This is a genomic window from Enterobacter sp. UCD-UG_FMILLET, from assembly GCF_000762975.1.
Classification (GTDB): domain Bacteria; phylum Pseudomonadota; class Gammaproteobacteria; order Enterobacterales; family Enterobacteriaceae; genus Enterobacter; species Enterobacter dykesii.
Map to the genome: position 1 here is coordinate 410392 of NZ_JRJC01000006.1, position 15740 is coordinate 426131.

Below are 15740 nucleotides of genomic sequence, written 5' to 3' on the forward strand. Positions count from 1 at the left end.
GCTCTGGCGCGGCCTGAGGCCACCTATGTACCTGCATTAAAAGAGCCCCATTAAGCGGGCAGGCGTGGCGGGGAGAGCATTGCGCGCTAACGTTGATATATATTTTCGCAGTCAGAATGTTCAATATGGTGTGTGCTTGCAGCAAATGGCGGTGTGAAATCTCAACGGAGGATTATAGGTTCCATTGATTTCTAAGTAGGTGCGGTTAGGGGAAATGATAAAAGCCGTCCAAGGACGGCAGTTTAGCTAAATATAGATTTAGAGTCTCGTCTTCAAAGTAATACAGGTTACTACCAAAATGTATCGAGATTAATAGTATCACTTTCAGGCGCTAATTCTGATGGGAGGCGCTGAACTTGAATGATCATAGGAGTATGAAATGCGGTTCCCGATACTACACAGGCTCCGGATGGTAATATAGGAACTAAACTGCGTGAAGAACTATCAAGATTACTTATACAATTTTTTAGTAAGAACAAATCATTTTCGTTCACCAAGCGATGAAGGAAATAATTATGAATTTGAGAAATTATTGTTGGTGATATGTCTGCTGGTCGTTGACTCGCAATGGTTACGAAGTATGAAAATTTTCTCCCTTCTTTAATTATTTCCTCAAATAATTCTAGTCGGTAATCTTTCCATGTCTCAGACTCTCTGGTTGATGTCTCTGATAATATATTATGAGCCTCGTCAATGATAAGGTGAAAGCTGTTTTTCGAAGTGTCTTTTTTCTTATGTTCCAAAAAGGAACACTTTGCAATCAACATCGGAATAGTTTTTTTTGTTTCTTGATTGCAGTTTTTTAATGATATAAATAATAAAGGTTTAGCTTCGATTTCAACATCATCAATTATCTCAATTACCTTTTCCAGTGAGCCAGTTGAGGCATTTATCTTGGCAATTAATGGACTGATGTGTTCGTATTGTACATAATTCCTAGATACGGAATTTATAAGTTGAAGAGTTGCTCTGACAATTATTTGCTGAAAAGATGATAGCGTTTCAATATCTATATTAGTGTCTGTCAGTGAAGGAAGGTGAGCAAGATAACCATCCGGCGTGTTATAAAAAACCCCATTCCTATAATACTTGTTACTTTCCCCTTTTGAGTACCAACTAAACTCAGATAACTCGGAATTTATTTCTTTTGTTTTCGCAGGGTTGACTATGTTAATTATTGACCGTAGAACGCTGATCGTTTCACGATGCTGATTTTGACCAAACATAATCCTAATTGTTTCATGGAAGTAGTCATTAAGTTCATCACCATACTTGAGTCTATTTCTAACAAGGATGTTAAGAAATGGTTTTTGGGTTTTTTCTGTGGCCGAAAACAAGACTGAAAGCAATTCCACATCCCAAAATTCTGATTTTTTAATTTTTAATTTTTGATTTCCATTCTTTAAATGTGTGTCAAGTACAATGTAATTGCTTTTATCATTCAATTGGTTGTGGATGGGTTTATATTCGCCATTGAAGTCAATGAATACAAACATGGATTTTTTAAATAATCTTTTTCCAATGCAAGCGAATAATTCGCTATATATCTTTGCTAAAGAATTGGATTTACCACTTCCTGTATTTCCAAATATCCCTATGTGTGAATTAAATATGCCATTTATTGGGATGTGAATAGGTATCTCTTCAAGGAGTGATTTACCAATGTGTATTGTTTTTGCGTCTACTTTTCCTTCGAAAGAATATACTGCTGAAATGAGTTTGTCCGAAATTAGATGTAACTCATCCTGAATCATTGGAAGGTATTTAATACCTGATTTGAATTTGTTTTCAGAAACGTACCCAATGATTTTTATATCTACAAATCTATCAAATTTTTCATGATTAGGCTGCGAGTTGTCAAAGTTTTTCTTTTCAATTATTTCTTCACCCTCAATTTTTCCAATAATATCATGATATCCTTTTTTTATAACAATAAATTCATTTATAGCAACACCACGATATAATCCCCCATCATATATATACGTGGTCTGATAGAGGTTTGGATGAACGATCGCACGGACAGACGTTCCTCTTACAGCTGTAACATACCCAATTATAAACCGCATGTTAACCCCTCCATTGAGTCATTTCCGCTGACAGAAAAAATACAGTCTATGAACCTAACTAAGTCGATGAAATGGTCATCGTCATTGTTTTCTGGGTAAATAAAAATAATTTTCTTGTTATTTATTAACTCTTTTATTTCAGACTTGGAGTCATGTTTATAACAAAAAACGTAAACTATCAATGAGGGATTGCTGAGCGAGCGAGAAATTATTTCTCGAATGTGTTCATCTTTAAAAGAAAAACCAAAACATATTAGAACAGTTTGAGGTTTCTCAAGTTCATAACTTAAAAGTCTAAGCGATTGATAATAATGCTGTTGGAAAACAGTCTCTTCAAACTTTGCTTTGGTTGGATTTACGATGGCGAGTTTATCATATTCTTTCCTGAATTCTTCAAGCGCCAATTCATCATCATTTGTCAGAGCTAAACTTTCCTTAGCCGTATGAGTAAGTGTAAGTTCTTCAATTAATTTAATTGCTGTTTGGATATCTGGAATATCTAAATCAACTTCCAAATCTTTTGGGTAAGAGTTTGGATAACTTACTTCAATTTTTTCCTCATTTATTTTTTTCCAAGAAACAGAACCATGCATTTTTATGAGATTTATTGTTGGTATTTCAAATTTATAAAGATCATTTGTACCCTGATGCCAAGTTGATGTATGAAAATTACTGATTTGAAGGTAGCGTGTTTTTAATCCTCTGGCACCATCGTTAAAAATAAAATTAGTGGAATTACGAAGTAACCTATCAGAAGCATTTTCGAAAAATAAATCATAGTTAGTTGTGAAAATATTGGCTCGCCGAATTTGATTGGCACCCTTTCTATTTATAAGGTTTACAATATTATCAATTAACTCTTGGTATGCGCCGAGTGTTTCCCTACGGGTTTTACGCAAGTCTGCATCGTCATCTCTTTTGAAGAAGCAGAAACTCTTGCGTAAAATATTCTTGTAGTACTGGTAGTAAATGAAATCTTTTATTTCACTATAATCACTATCTGTGAGTATATCTTCATAAGTGAAATCATCATTAATTTTAAGTGTTGGTATATATGTAGCTGAAGCACCTGATCCAATTAGAAAATTAATATTCTTGTCATGTAATTCTGATGCCCTGAATGCTTTAAATAGTTCGTTTGACATGTGTGCAAGTCCTTATTTAATAGTCTTATTAACAAATAAACCCCACCAAGACATCAGATCTTTTCGCTGCTCTAAATAAGTTGAGCGATTATATGCGCGTCGTACCTCATTTTTATCGCTATGTGCTAGAGCTGCCTCAATTATGTCAGGGCTAAAACCTTCCTCATTCATAGCCGTACTCGCAATTGAACGTAACCCATGTGCTACAAGCTTACCTCCGAATCCAATTCGTTTTAAAGCAGCATTAGCCGTCTGGCTATTCATAGCTTGTTTTGGATCATTTCTGCTTGGAAAAACATACTCTCGATGGATGCTGATAGGTTTCATCACTTCCAGTATATCTAACGCCTGAGGAGATAAAGGAACGATATGTTCACGCTTTGCCTTCATCCGTTCGGCCGGGATCATCCAAAGTTTGGCATCGAAATCGATCTCTGCCCAACGAGCACCGGAGGCCTCAGAAGGGCGCACAAGCGTCAGGAGTTGCCATTCAATGAGACAGCGAGTCGGAACAGACAGATTAGACATAACCAAAGAGCGCATCAGCTTCGGTAATTCTTCTGGCCGCAGCGTCGGCATGTTTTGTTTTTTTGGTTTCTCAAATGCCATACCAATACCTGACGCAGGATTGGCATCAATCAAACCGGTGTTAACCGCATAAATCATTATCTCGTTTATGCGCTGCACCAGTCGACGAACAGTCTCAAGCGCTCCACGAGCTTTGATTGGCTCAAGTGCTTCAACCAATGTTCGTGCTTTGATTTGCTGAACGGGGATCTCACCAATGGCAGGGAATACATCTTTCTCCAGTGAGCGCCAAATGTCTTTTGCGTAATCAGGGGTAACGCTTTTGCTTTTGAGTTGGAACCAGTTAGCGGCAACAGTAGAAAAAATACTGTCCAGAGCAATTTGCTGCTGTTCCTCAGCAACTTCGGCCTGAATTTGTGGATCGATTCCGTTGGCTAATAAGGCAAGGTAATCCGCTCTTAACCCTCGGGCATCAGCAAGTGAAAGAGCAGGGAAGGCACCGAGCCCCATCATTGTTCGCTGCTTTGTTGCCGGACGCTGATAACGAAAACGCCAGAGCTTTTTCCCGCTGGTTTTCACTATCAGGAAAAGCCCATCGCCATCATGCAGCGTTAGATCCTTCTCTAACGCTTTAGCGCGCAGAACCTCGGTGTTGGTCAGGGGGCGTGTTGTCCGTGCCACTGTGGCCGCTCCTTCATGAATTGGTATACGCTGTTAGGTATACATCCTACCGTATACCTAAACGTATACCAATAATCACCGGATTTAGCCGGATGTTCTCGGACAGCGACAGACACAAAAAAGCCCGCAGGGCTTGTGCCATGCGGGCTTTCTGTACTTCACCGGACGTATCCGGATCATCATTTGGTGGAGCTGGCGGGAGTTGAACCCGCGTCCGAAATTTCTACATCCTCGGTACTACATGCTTAGTTTGTCTTTACATTCGCACGCCAGCTGCGGACAGACACGCCACTAACGAACTAGCCTGATTAGTTTTAACGCTTCAACCCCAGGCAGGGCTTCCACGCGATCTCTTTTGGGTTTGACCTCTCTTTGATCCCCGTCTTAAGAGCGGAAGCTAGGGAGAGAGGGCTCAGAGCAGGTTATTAAGCTGCTAAAGCGTAGTTTTCGTCGTTTGCGACTATTTTTTTGCGGCTTTTAACGAGGCAAACCGCCCCTCGGCATGCACCTTGGGTTTCGTAAATCCCGTCGAATCCAGAATCAGCCCCAATAGTGTTGAGCTAAGTATACCAGATTTCACTTCCTGGATACCAGCCCGGAACGCTAACTTATTGAATAATACAATAAGTGTGCAGAATCAACGTCCTGCGTTTTTCATAATGCGTGCTTTGTCCAACTGCCACTCGCGCTCTTTCAGATCGGTTCGTTTGTCGTGCTGTTTTTTACCCTTCGCAACGCCAACTTTCACTTTGCACCAGGCGTTTTTCCAGTACAGCGACAGAGCGACCACGGTGAAACCTTCACGGTTGATGCGTCCGTAGAGGGATTCCAGCTCACGCTTGTTCAGCAGCAGCTTGCGGGTGCGCGTTGGGTCACACACGTAGTGTGAGGAGGCGACGGTCAGCGGCGTAAAGTTCGCGCCGAACAGGAAGGCTTCGCCATCTTTCAGGATCACGTAGCTATCGCCAATGTTGGCTTTCCCGGCGCGCAGCGATTTTACTTCCCAGCCCTGCAATGCAAGGCCAGCTTCGAATTCTTCTTCAATGAAATACTCGTGGCGAGCACGCTTGTTGAGCGCAATGGTCGCCGAGCCTGGTTTATGTGCTTTTTTCTTCGTCATAAGTGTCGTAAAGCCGTCGGTAATCTGATTTCAAAAAGTCACCTCATTGCGTCCTGTGAGGTCTAACGCGCTATCTTAGCACGAGATGAGGCTTAGCGTTTTTTTAACAGGTGATAAATGTTATTATTTGTCCGTTGTGTGACCATGGGAAATGCTATGCCTCAGATTAGCCGTACTGCGCTTGTGCCTTACAGCGCGGAACAAATGTATCAGTTAGTGAACGACGTTCAGTCTTATCCAGAATTTATTCCGGGATGCACCGGGAGCCGCGTTCTGGAGTCCGGCCCGACGCAGATGACCGCGGCGGTGGATGTCTCCAAAGCGGGGATCAGCAAGACGTTCACCACCCGCAATACGCTGACCAGCAATCAGAGTATTTTGATGCATCTGGTGGATGGTCCGTTTAAAACCCTGATGGGGGGCTGGAAGTTTACGCCGCTGAGCGCTGACGCCTGTCGCATCGAGTTCCAGTTGGACTTTGAATTTACCAATAAGCTGATTGAGCTGGCGTTTGGCCGCATTTTTAAAGAGCTGGCTTCGAATATGGTTCAGGCGTTCACCACCCGCGCCAAAGAGGTTTACAGTGTCGCATAAGATTGCTGTAGAAGTGGTGTACGCGCTGCCGGAGAAGCAGTATCTGCAGCGCGTAATGCTGGAAGAGGGGGCAACCGTTGAGGCGGCTATCCGCGCTTCCGGCATCCTCGAACTTCGCAGCGATATAGACCTGGCAAAAAATAAGGTCGGGATTTATAGCCGTCCGGTGAAGCTGGGTGATGTGCTGAAAGAGGGCGACCGGGTGGAGATTTATCGTCCGCTGATTGCCGACCCGAAAGAGCTGCGACGTCAGCGTGCGGAGAAATCGGCTAAGTAGCTCTTCCTCCACCGGTGGCGCTGCGCTTACCGGGGCTACGATTCTGCGCAAGAGTTCAGATACAAAAAAGGTGCTCAATGAGCACCTTTTTGCATTTCTGACTTCTGATTATTTGGTCAGGGCAGGCTTGTTGTCGATGTTGGCCAACACACCGGCGCTGCTGAAGGTCAGCGTCAGGGTCTGCTGGGTCGCATCTTCGTGGCCCGGCTTCTGACGGAATACATAGAACCAGGTGTTAGTGCCGAACGGATCGGACATCATCGGGGTTCCCAGTGCATAAGCGACCTGCTGTTGTGTCATCCCCACACGGATTTTGGACACATCGTTAGGGGTAAGGTAGTTCCCCTGGTTGATGTCAGGACGGTAAACCACTTTCTCCAGAGTGGAACAGCCTGCGGTCAACATCAGAAGAACCGCTGCGGCAGCGGTCAGCATTTTACAACGCATAGTGATTTGATTCCTTTTCGGGCCCGAGCAGAACGCGGCTCATATGTAATATGCCGATGATAATAGACCTTGCCCCACTTTGAAACCGGTCTGGCGGCGTTTTTGTTGTTCTGTATGACCCTGAGATCCCGAAAAAGTTTATGCCGCCAGCAGTTCTTTCGCGTTCGCGAGCGTGTTACGCGTGACTTCGCTGCCGCCGAGCAGGCGTGCCAGCTCCTGCAGACGCGCGCGTTTATCCAATGGCTTCATATGCGTTTCGGTCATTTCTCCGTCGGTTTCTTTGCTGACGATAAAGTGATGATGACCACAGCCCGCGACCTGCGGCAGGTGGGTGACACACATTACCTGCGTTGATTCACCTAGCTGGCGCAGCAGTTTGCCCACTACTGCCGCCGTTGGGCCGCTGATGCCGACATCCACTTCATCGAAAATCAGCGCCGGGGTTTCCATTTTACGCGCGGTAATCACCTGAATCGCCAGCGCAATACGCGAAAGTTCACCGCCGGAGGCCACTTTGGAGATAGCCTGCAGCGGCTGCCCCGGGTTGGTTGTGACGCGGAACTCGATTCGGTCCGCACCTTCTGCCGTCAGGTGGTTCTCTTCAAAGCGAACATCAATGGTGAAGATACCGTGCGGCATCGCCAGCGTGTGCATGCTGTCGGTGATGTGCTGGCTTAGCTCCTGAGCGTAATGCTGACGGATTTCATGCAGCTTTTGCGCTGTCGCCAGCGCCTGTTCATGGTGCAGATTCACCGCCAGAGAGAGGGTTTCCTGCGAGTCGGCCTGATCGTCAAGCTGCTGCTGTTCTTCCAGCAGAGACTGATAGTAGACCGGCAGCTCTTCCGGCGTGACGTGGTGCTTGCGCGCCAGTGAAATCTGACGGGAGATACGCTGCTCCAGCTCAAACAGACGGTTCGGGTCGAGATCCAGACGTTCACAGTAGTGGCGCAGTTCGTCACTGGCTTCGGAGATCTGAATGGCCGCTTCTTCCAGCATATCCAGTACACCAGAAAGCTTGCTGTCCATGCCGGCCAGTTCGGTAATCAGCTGGCGGACGTTATACATCTGGCTCTGCAGGTTTACGTCTTCGCCATCCGCCAGCAGGTTGAGCGCATTCTGGCTGGTTGAGAGCAGGTGACCGCTGTTCGCCAGACGTTTGTATTCTTCGTCGATTTGCTCAAACTCACCCGGCTGCGGGTTGAATTCGTTCAGCTCTTTAAGCTGGTACGCCAGCAGCTCCGCACGTGCAGCGCGCTCCTGGCTTTGCTGCTGGTGCTGGGCAAGTTCACGGCAGCTCTGATGCCACTGGCGATAGTGCTCCGCCATAAGCTGAGTAAGCGCGTACTCACCCGCATAGCCATCGAGCAGCGCTTTCTGCTGTTCTGGTTTGACGAGTTGCTGATGCGCGTGCTGGCCGTGGATCTGGATAAGCAGCTGGCCGAGTTCGCGAAGCTGGGAGAGCGGAACCGCCGTGCCGTTGATAAAGCCACGTGAACGACCGTCGCTGCTGATCACGCGGCGAAGTAAACACTCACGTCCATCTTCAAGCTGGTTCTGTTCCAGCCAGCGCTGGGCGGCAGGGGTGTCTTTCAGGGAGAAGCGGGCGCACAGGTCGGCACGGTTTGCGCCCATGCGCACCATATCGCCCTCTGCGCGGCCGCCAAGGCACAAGCCGAGGGCATCAATGGCAATGGATTTACCTGCACCGGTTTCCCCGGTGATCGCCGTCATGCCGCTGTGGAAATCGATCTCAAGCTCACGAACAATGGCAAAGTTGCTGATGGTCAGTTGTGCCAGCATAATTGTTTTCCTGTATGAAAAACCATAACTGTGTTTTCATACAGTATAAACTGGTTTTTTATACAGTAAAGTACTGGATGCAAAATCAGAACAATTTTTTTGACCAGCCAAGCTTCGAGCTTAATGTGTTGAAATAGCTGTAATCTTTCGGGTGAATCAGATTAAGGTGGTAATCACACCGACGAATAAGGACATCTTCACCTTCCTGAATTGGCAGCGCTATCTGGCTGTCGCAGCTGATCTCCAGGTCGTTACGGCGGTGCGAGAAGCGCAGGCGTATCGTGCTGTCGCCGTTGATGACCAGCGGGCGGGCGGAGAGCGTGTGCGGGAACATTGGCACCAGGGTAATGGCATCCAGCGAAGGCGTCAGTATCGGGCCGCCGGCAGAAAGCGAGTAGGCGGTTGAGCCGGTTGGAGTGGAGATAATCAGCCCGTCAGAACGCTGGGAGAAGGCAAAAATTTCGTCGATATAAACTTCGAACTCGATCATGTGCGCCACTTTTCCGGGGTGAAGAACCACCTCGTTAATCGCGGTGCTGATGCGCTTCTGGCAGTCCTGCTGGCACACCTGCGCTTCCAGTAAAAAGCGTTTTTCGCTGATATAGTGCCCTTCCAGCACGTCGGCCAGCTGCTGCTGCGCATTGTCCGGGTCGAGGTCGGTTAAAAAGCCGAGATTGCCACGGTTGATGCCGATGACCTTGATGTCATAACGCGCCAGCGTGCGGGCTGCGCCGAGCATGTTGCCGTCGCCGCCCACTACCACGGCGAGATCGGCCTGTTGGCCAATTTCCGCCAGCGTGCCGGTTTTGACGCTCTTCAGCTGCAGCTCCTGAGCAATCTGCTGCTCGACCATCACTTCATAGCCTTTGCTACACAACCAGCGATACAACATTTCATGTGTCGTTAGTGCGGTAGGGTGACGCGGATGCCCGACGATCCCAATACACCTGAAATGATTATTCATTTTCTGGAGGTCCTTGTGCCTGATGAATGATGACAATCTGTCTTGTTCCCTTGAATCCCGGAAACTGATCCCCATAATAAGCGAAGTTAGCGAGATGAATGCAGAAAAACGCGGAGAAATTCATGAGTAGTAAAGAACAGAAAACGCCTGAGGGGCAAGCCCCTGAAGAAATTATCACGGAACAGCACGATGAAGTTGAGGCTGTAGAGCCAGACGCATCTGCTGAGCAGGTGGACCCGCGCGATGAAAAAATTGCGAATCTGGAAGCCCAGCTGGTAGAAGCGCAGAATCGCGAACGCGATGGTGTTCTGCGCATCAAGGCGGAAATGGAAAACCTGCGTCGCCGTACCGAGCAGGACGTTGAGAAGGCGCATAAATTTGCGCTGGAGAAATTCGTCAACGAACTGCTGCCGGTAATCGATAGCCTCGACCGCGCGCTGGAAGTGGCTGACAAAGCGAATCCGGACAACGCGGCGATGATCGAAGGTATCGAACTGACGCTGAAATCCATGCTCGACGTGGTGCGTAAGTTTGGCGTAGAAGTCATTGCCGATACCAACGTACCGCTGGATCCAAACGTTCACCAGGCGATTGCAATGGTGGAGTCCGAAGAGGTCGAAGCCGGTAAAGTGCTGGGCGTGATGCAGAAAGGTTACACCCTGAACGGCCGTACCATTCGCGCGGCGATGGTGACCGTGGCGAAAGCGAAAGCGTAATTCGCTATCCGTAGTGCCGGGTGGCGGCGTTCGCCTCACCCGGCCTACAGCCTTACTCCGCGATGCTTTCGCGCAGGGGTTTTACGGGCAGGACTTTCACCTGCTTGATCATATTGTCCTGCACGTCCAGGATATCAATATCGTACTGCTCAATGCGCACCCGCGTGCCCGCCGCCGGGATCTCTTCCAGCGCTTCCAGAATCATCCCGTTCATGGTACGAGCCTCATCTTCTGGCAAATGCCAGTTAAAGGCTTTGTTGAGTTCACGAATGTTCGCGCTACCGTCAATCAGCACCGAGCCGTCGTTTTGCGGGGTGACCTCTTCCGCGAGGGAAGGCGACATTGACGTGGTAAAGTCCCCGACAATCTCTTCCAGAATATCTTCGACCGTCACCAGCCCCTGAATGTCGCCGTACTCATTGACCACCAGGCCGACCTTCTTCTTGTTGCGCTGGAATTTCACCAGCTGCGTGCTGAGCGGGGTTCCTTCCGGCACGTAGTAAATCTCGTCGGCGGCGCGCAGCATCACCTCTTTGGTGAACTCTTTTTTCTCGGTCATCAGACGGTAGGCTTCGCGCACGCGCAGCATGCTGATGGCGTCATCCAGCGAGTCGCGATAGAGCACAATGCGTCCGTGTGGGGAGTGCGTCAGCTGGCGGACGATGGCTTTCCAGTCGTCATTGATGTCGATACCGACGATTTCGTTACGCGGCACCATGATATCGTTCACGCTCACCTTTTCCAGATCCAGCACCGACAGGAGCATGTCCTGATTGCGCCGGGAGATCTGCGAGCGGGATTCATTCACGATGGTGCGCAGCTCCTCTTTGCTGAGCGCGCTGCTGATGGTGACATCGGCTTTGATCCCCACCATCCGCATCAGTACGCGCGTCACCATGTTCAGCAGCCAGACCAGGGGCATCATCAGGATCTGCAGCGGTGCCAGCAGGAAGCTGCTCGGGTAGGCGACTTTCTCAGGGTAAAGCGCGGCGATGGTTTTCGGCAGCACTTCGGCAAACACCAGCACCACGAACGTCAGCACGCCGGTGGCAATCGCCACCCCGGCGTTGCCGTACAGGCGCATCCCGACAATAGTGCCGAGGGCGGAGGCCAGAATGTTGACGAGGTTGTTGCCGATGAGCACCAGGCTTATCAGGCGATCCGGCTTGCGGAGCAGTTTTTCAACGCGACGTGCGGCACGGTTACCCTGTTTGGCACGATGACGTAACCGGTAGCGGTTTAAGGTCATCATGCCGGTTTCCGAGCCGGAGAAATAGGCGGAGATGACCACCATGACGATCAGGATAACGATCAGCGTGGTGGTAGAGATGTGTTCCAGGGGGAACTCCTTTTGTTACTTAGCCAGCAAATTGCTGTATGAAGCGGCTGCCAAAATAGGCAAGGGTGAGAATGCCCGCACCCGCGACGTTGAACCAGACCACGCGACGACCGCGCCAGCCTTCATGATAATGGCCCCATAACAGGACAATATAGACAAACCACGCGATGATGGAGAGCACTGCTTTATCGATATTCTCCACGCTGAACAGGTTTTTCATGTAAAACAGGCCCGTGCAGAGCGTGAGCGTCAGCAGCACCACGCCCACCTGGGTGATATGGAACATCTTACGCTCAATGACCATCAGCGGCGGCATCTCATGATTAAACGCCAGCTTTTTGTTTTTCAGCTGGTAGTCAATCCAGGCGAGCTGCATGGCGTAAAGCGCGGCGATGATCAGCGTCGCGTAGGCAAAGAGCGACAGGCCGATATGGACCAGCATCCCCGGGGTGGCCTCCAGATGCGTAATGAATTCATTAGGCATAAAGGTGGCGAGGGCCAGATTGATCAGCGCGAAGGTATAGACAATCGGCAGCAGCAGCCAGCCGCGATTTTTAGACGCGACGATGGTCATTACCGTACAGATCATCAGGCTGACCAGCGAGCCGACGTTGAGGACGTTCAGGTTTTGCACGCTGCCGTCGCCGGGAATGATGCGTGATTCCAGCGCAAACGCGTGGCTAATCAGTGCGATCACCGCGGAAAGAATAGCCATGCGCCGCCAGCCGCTGTTTTTTTGCAGCAGTCCGGGAACGATCAGCGCGAGGCTGACAGAGTAGGCAACAAGGGCGATCAGTGCGAAAACAGGCATATAGGCATCGACAGTTGTCTTAATAAGAAAGAGAAGCAGTATAACGTTACGTGACGCCTGCTCCAACCGTTGCATAACAACAAAGGCGCCTTCATGTTATACTCCGGCAAAATTCTGTGTATGTGTCGCCCATGGCGGCCCAACGTTTCTACTCAGGCGAGAGACAATGTTTGATAATTTAACCGATCGTTTGTCGCGCACGCTGCGCAACATCAGCGGCCGCGGACGCCTTACTGAAGAGAACATCAAGGAAACGCTGCGCGAAGTGCGCATGGCGCTGCTGGAAGCAGACGTCGCGTTGCCGGTTGTTCGTGATTTTATCAACCGCGTAAAAGAGAAAGCGGTTGGTCATGAAGTTAACAAGAGCCTGACCCCGGGTCAGGAGTTCGTCAAAATCGTTCGTAATGAACTGGTTTCGGCGATGGGCGAAGAGAACCAGGTGCTTAACCTGGCGGCTCAGCCGCCGGCCGTGGTGCTGATGGCGGGCCTGCAGGGTGCGGGTAAAACGACCAGCGTCGGTAAGCTGGGTAAATTCCTGCGTGAAAAGCACAAGAAGAAAGTGCTGGTGGTCTCTGCGGACGTCTATCGCCCGGCGGCGATCAAACAGCTGGAAACTCTGGCCGAGCAGGTCGGGGTAGATTTCTTCCCGTCCGACGTGGCGCAGAGGCCTGTCGACATCGTTAACGCGGCGCTGAAAGAAGCGAAGCTGAAATTCTACGACGTGCTGCTGGTGGATACCGCCGGTCGTCTGCACGTTGACGAAGCAATGATGGACGAGATCAAGCAGGTGCATGCCTCTATCAACCCGGTAGAGACCCTGTTCGTTGTCGATGCCATGACCGGTCAGGATGCGGCGAATACCGCAAAAGCGTTTAACGAAGCGCTGCCGTTAACCGGCGTGGTGCTGACCAAAGTGGACGGTGACGCCCGCGGCGGTGCGGCGCTCTCCATTCGTCACATCACCGGTAAGCCGATCAAATTCCTCGGCGTGGGCGAGAAAACTGAAGCGCTCGAGCCGTTCCACCCGGATCGTATTGCCTCTCGTATCCTCGGCATGGGCGACGTGCTGTCGCTGATCGAAGATATCGAGAGCAAGGTTGACCGCGCGCAGGCCGAGAAGCTGGCCAGCAAGCTGAAAAAAGGTGACGGTTTCGATCTCACCGATTTCCTTGAGCAGCTGCGTCAGATGAAAAATATGGGCGGCATGGCCAGCCTGATGGGCAAACTGCCGGGCATGGGCCAGATCCCTGACAACGTAAAAGCGCAGATGGATGACAAGGTGCTGGTGCGTATGGAGGCGATCATCAACTCGATGACCCTCAAAGAACGCGCTAACCCGGACATCATCAAAGGTTCCCGTAAACGCCGTATCGCAGCCGGTTGCGGCATGCAGGTACAGGACGTTAACCGCCTTCTGAAACAGTTCGACGACATGCAGCGCATGATGAAGAAAATGAAGAAAGGCGGCATGGCGAAGATGATGCGCGGCATGAAAGGCATGATGCCACCCGGTTTTCCAGGGCGTTAATCGCTTTTGAGATTGCTTTTTGCCCGAAAATGAGTAAAATTTTCGGGCTTTTAATATGACACCCGGGCTCCGTTCCTCGATGGGGCCCGGTTGTTTTATTCACACAAGAGGATGTTATGGTAACTATTCGTTTAGCTCGTCACGGCGCTAAAAAGCGTCCGTTCTACCAGGTTGTTGTGACTGACAGCCGTAATGCACGCAACGGTCGCTTCATCGAGCGCGTTGGTTTCTTCAACCCACTGGCCGCTGGCGCAGAAGAAGAAACTCGTCTGGATCTGGATCGTATCGCTCACTGGGTTGGCCAGGGCGCTACTGTTTCCGATCGCGTTGCTACGCTGATCAAAGCAGCAAACAAAGCAGCTTAATCTGTCACGGTGGTCATGATGAGCAATAAAGCACCTGTTGAACCGATCGTATTGGGAAAAATGGGTTCTTGCTACGGTATCCGTGGTTGGCTCAGAGTGTTTTCCTCCACTGAAGACGCTGATAGCATTTTTGATTACCAGCCCTGGTTTATCCAGAAAGGCGGTAAGTGGGAAGAGGTCGAGCTGGAAAGCTGGCGTCACCACAATCAGGACATCATCATCAAGCTGAAAGGCGTTGACGATCGTGATGCTGCGAATGCGCTGACTAATTGTGAAATTGTCGTGGATTCGTCGCAGTTGCCACAGCTGGAAGAGGGCGACTACTACTGGAAAGACCTTATGGGTTGCCAGGTAGTCACTACCGAAGGCTATAGCCTGGGGAAAGTCATCGATATGATGGAAACCGGGTCAAATGACGTTCTCGTCATTAAGGCAAACCTGAAAGATGCATTTGGCATCAAGGAGCGGTTGGTTCCGTTCCTCGATGGACAGGTTATCAAGAAAGTCGATCTCACTACTCAAACCATTGAAGTAGATTGGGATCCTGGTTTTTAAATTCTCCGGATAAACGGTAAAAGACGGCGCTATGTGGATTGGCATAATTAGCCTGTTTCCTGAAATGTTCCGCGCGATTACCGATTACGGGGTAACTGGCCGGGCAGTAAAGAATGGCCTGCTGAGCATCCAGAGCTGGAGTCCTCGTGACTTTACTCATGACCGGCACCGTACCGTGGACGATCGTCCTTACGGCGGCGGACCGGGGATGCTAATGATGGTGCAACCCTTACGGGACGCCATTCACACAGCAAAAGCCGCGGCAGGTGAAGGCGCAAAGGTGATTTATCTGTCACCTCAGGGACGCAAGCTTGATCAAGCGGGCGTGAGCGAACTGGCGACGAATCAAAAGCTGATTCTGGTCTGTGGTCGCTACGAAGGGATAGATGAGCGCGTAATTCAAACCGAGATTGACGAAGAATGGTCTATCGGCGATTACGTTCTCAGCGGTGGTGAGTTACCGGCAATGACGCTGATTGACTCCGTCGCCCGGTTCATTCCGGGAGTTCTGGGCCATGAAGCTTCGGCAACGGAAGATTCCTTTGCCGATGGGTTGCTGGACTGTCCACACTATACTCGTCCTGAAGTGTTAGAAGGGATGGAAGTGCCGGCAGTGTTACTGTCTGGAAACCATGCCGAGATACGTCGCTGGCGTTTGAAGCAGTCGCTGGGCCGAACCTGGCTTAGAAGACCTGAACTTCTGGAAAACCTGGCTCTGACTGAAGAGCAAGCAAAGTTGCTGGCCGAGTTCAAAACAGAACACGCGCACCAGCAGCATGAACATGATGGGAATGCGTAATACGC

At 49.6% G+C, this 15740-nt stretch carries 16 protein-coding genes and 1 other RNA gene; 7 read left to right on the top strand and 10 right to left on the bottom strand.

The window, feature by feature from the left end; genetic code table 11:
• Positions 1-290: 290 nt before the first annotated feature.
• The 5 genes from LA04_RS02415 to smpB all read right to left on the bottom strand — a co-directional run bounded on the left by LA04_RS02415 (position 291) and on the right by smpB (position 5540).
• Complete coding sequence (locus LA04_RS02415; RefSeq protein WP_047650344.1) at positions 291-2066, bottom strand: ATP-binding protein; 1776 nt, start codon at positions 2064-2066, stop codon at positions 291-293.
• Positions 2054-3211, bottom strand: coding sequence for an SIR2 family protein (locus LA04_RS02420; RefSeq protein ID WP_047650345.1), 1158 nt, complete (start codon positions 3209-3211; stop codon positions 2054-2056). The genes LA04_RS02415 and LA04_RS02420 overlap by 13 nt, the downstream gene beginning before the upstream one ends.
• 12 nt (positions 3212-3223) lie before the next feature.
• Positions 3224-4420 (bottom strand): integrase domain-containing protein, encoded by a 1197-nt coding sequence (locus LA04_RS02425; protein WP_047650346.1) that lies wholly within the window; start codon positions 4418-4420, stop codon positions 3224-3226.
• A gap of 184 nt (positions 4421-4604) precedes the next feature.
• Positions 4605-4968: a transfer-messenger RNA gene (gene ssrA / locus LA04_RS23265) on the bottom strand.
• A gap of 89 nt (positions 4969-5057) precedes the next feature.
• Entirely contained in the window at positions 5058-5540 is a 483-nt protein-coding gene (gene smpB, locus LA04_RS02430) for an SsrA-binding protein SmpB (protein ID WP_008502505.1), read from the bottom strand.
• Positions 5541-5696: 156 nt separating this feature from the next.
• On the opposite strand from smpB, the gene LA04_RS02435 reads away from it, so the two are divergent.
• Together LA04_RS02435 and LA04_RS02440 are read left to right on the top strand one after the other, a co-directional pair.
• Entirely contained in the window at positions 5697-6134 is a 438-nt protein-coding gene (locus LA04_RS02435; protein WP_024908332.1) for a type II toxin-antitoxin system RatA family toxin, read from the top strand.
• The gene (locus LA04_RS02440; RefSeq protein WP_047650347.1) at positions 6124-6411 is read left to right on the top strand and encodes an RnfH family protein; all 288 of its coding nucleotides are present in this window, start codon (positions 6124-6126) and stop codon (positions 6409-6411) included. Before LA04_RS02435 ends, LA04_RS02440 begins: the two co-directional genes overlap by 11 nt.
• Before the next feature lie 108 nt (positions 6412-6519).
• On the opposite strand, the gene bamE is transcribed toward LA04_RS02440, so the two are convergent.
• The 3 genes from bamE to nadK all read right to left on the bottom strand — a co-directional run bounded on the left by bamE (position 6520) and on the right by nadK (position 9622).
• Positions 6520-6858 carry an outer membrane protein assembly factor BamE gene (bamE, locus tag LA04_RS02445; protein ID WP_047650348.1) on the bottom strand — a complete coding sequence of 113 codons (339 nt, stop codon included), beginning with the start codon at positions 6856-6858 and terminating at the stop codon, positions 6520-6522.
• 138 nt (positions 6859-6996) lie between these two features.
• Positions 6997-8658, bottom strand: coding sequence for a DNA repair protein RecN (gene recN / locus LA04_RS02450; RefSeq protein ID WP_047650349.1), 1662 nt, complete (start codon positions 8656-8658; stop codon positions 6997-6999).
• 85 nt (positions 8659-8743) lie between these two features.
• Entirely contained in the window at positions 8744-9622 is an 879-nt protein-coding gene (gene nadK, locus LA04_RS02455) for an NAD(+) kinase (RefSeq protein WP_008502500.1), read from the bottom strand.
• A 122-nt stretch (positions 9623-9744) separates the two neighbouring features.
• Here nadK and grpE point away from each other — a divergent pair, with 122 nt between their 5' ends.
• The gene (grpE, locus tag LA04_RS02465) at positions 9745-10338 is read left to right on the top strand and encodes a nucleotide exchange factor GrpE (protein WP_023333122.1); all 594 of its coding nucleotides are present in this window, start codon (positions 9745-9747) and stop codon (positions 10336-10338) included.
• Positions 10339-10390: 52 nt separating this feature from the next.
• Here grpE and LA04_RS02470 read toward each other — a convergent pair whose 3' ends face one another.
• Together LA04_RS02470 and LA04_RS02475 are read right to left on the bottom strand one after the other, a co-directional pair.
• Positions 10391-11677, bottom strand: a complete 1287-nt coding sequence (locus LA04_RS02470) for an HlyC/CorC family transporter (protein WP_047650350.1) — start codon at positions 11675-11677, stop codon at positions 10391-10393.
• Between the two features lie 19 nt (positions 11678-11696).
• A complete protein-coding gene (locus LA04_RS02475; protein WP_047650376.1) occupies positions 11697-12488 on the bottom strand; it encodes a cytochrome C assembly family protein in 792 nt (263 codons plus the stop codon).
• A 166-nt stretch (positions 12489-12654) separates the two neighbouring features.
• Between LA04_RS02475 and ffh the strand changes: the two genes are divergently transcribed.
• The 4 genes from ffh to trmD all read left to right on the top strand — a co-directional run bounded on the left by ffh (position 12655) and on the right by trmD (position 15735).
• Entirely contained in the window at positions 12655-14016 is a 1362-nt protein-coding gene (gene ffh / locus LA04_RS02480) for a signal recognition particle protein (protein WP_047650351.1), read from the top strand.
• Positions 14017-14132: 116 nt separating this feature from the next.
• Entirely contained in the window at positions 14133-14381 is a 249-nt protein-coding gene (gene rpsP, locus LA04_RS02485) for a 30S ribosomal protein S16 (protein WP_003863133.1), read from the top strand.
• Positions 14382-14396: 15 nt separating this feature from the next.
• Complete coding sequence (gene rimM / locus LA04_RS02490; RefSeq protein ID WP_029741020.1) at positions 14397-14936, top strand: ribosome maturation factor RimM; 540 nt, start codon at positions 14397-14399, stop codon at positions 14934-14936.
• Between the two features lie 31 nt (positions 14937-14967).
• The gene (gene trmD, locus LA04_RS02495; protein ID WP_014832949.1) at positions 14968-15735 is read left to right on the top strand and encodes a tRNA (guanosine(37)-N1)-methyltransferase TrmD; all 768 of its coding nucleotides are present in this window, start codon (positions 14968-14970) and stop codon (positions 15733-15735) included.
• Positions 15736-15740: the final 5 nt, after the last annotated feature.

What these genes read in the sequence shown, in the direction of transcription:
- LA04_RS02420 (WP_047650345.1), bottom strand. Translation starts at nt 3,211, where the DNA reads ATGTCAAACGAACTATTTAAAGCATTCAGGGCATCAGAATTACATGAC.
- recN (WP_047650349.1), bottom strand. Translation starts at nt 8,658, where the DNA reads ATGCTGGCACAACTGACCATCAGCAACTTTGCCATTGTTCGTGAGCTT.
- smpB (WP_008502505.1), bottom strand. Translation starts at nt 5,540, where the DNA reads ATGACGAAGAAAAAAGCACATAAACCAGGCTCGGCGACCATTGCGCTC.
- LA04_RS02415 (WP_047650344.1), bottom strand. Translation starts at nt 2,066, where the DNA reads ATGCGGTTTATAATTGGGTATGTTACAGCTGTAAGAGGAACGTCTGTC.
- rpsP (WP_003863133.1), top strand. Translation starts at nt 14,133, where the DNA reads ATGGTAACTATTCGTTTAGCTCGTCACGGCGCTAAAAAGCGTCCGTTC.
- LA04_RS02435 (WP_024908332.1), top strand. Translation starts at nt 5,697, where the DNA reads ATGCCTCAGATTAGCCGTACTGCGCTTGTGCCTTACAGCGCGGAACAA.
- bamE (WP_047650348.1), bottom strand. Translation starts at nt 6,858, where the DNA reads ATGCGTTGTAAAATGCTGACCGCTGCCGCAGCGGTTCTTCTGATGTTG.
- LA04_RS02475 (WP_047650376.1), bottom strand. Translation starts at nt 12,488, where the DNA reads ATGCCTGTTTTCGCACTGATCGCCCTTGTTGCCTACTCTGTCAGCCTC.
- trmD (WP_014832949.1), top strand. Translation starts at nt 14,968, where the DNA reads ATGTGGATTGGCATAATTAGCCTGTTTCCTGAAATGTTCCGCGCGATT.
- rimM (WP_029741020.1), top strand. Translation starts at nt 14,397, where the DNA reads ATGATGAGCAATAAAGCACCTGTTGAACCGATCGTATTGGGAAAAATG.
- ffh (WP_047650351.1), top strand. Translation starts at nt 12,655, where the DNA reads ATGTTTGATAATTTAACCGATCGTTTGTCGCGCACGCTGCGCAACATC.
- nadK (WP_008502500.1), bottom strand. Translation starts at nt 9,622, where the DNA reads ATGAATAATCATTTCAGGTGTATTGGGATCGTCGGGCATCCGCGTCAC.
- grpE (WP_023333122.1), top strand. Translation starts at nt 9,745, where the DNA reads ATGAGTAGTAAAGAACAGAAAACGCCTGAGGGGCAAGCCCCTGAAGAA.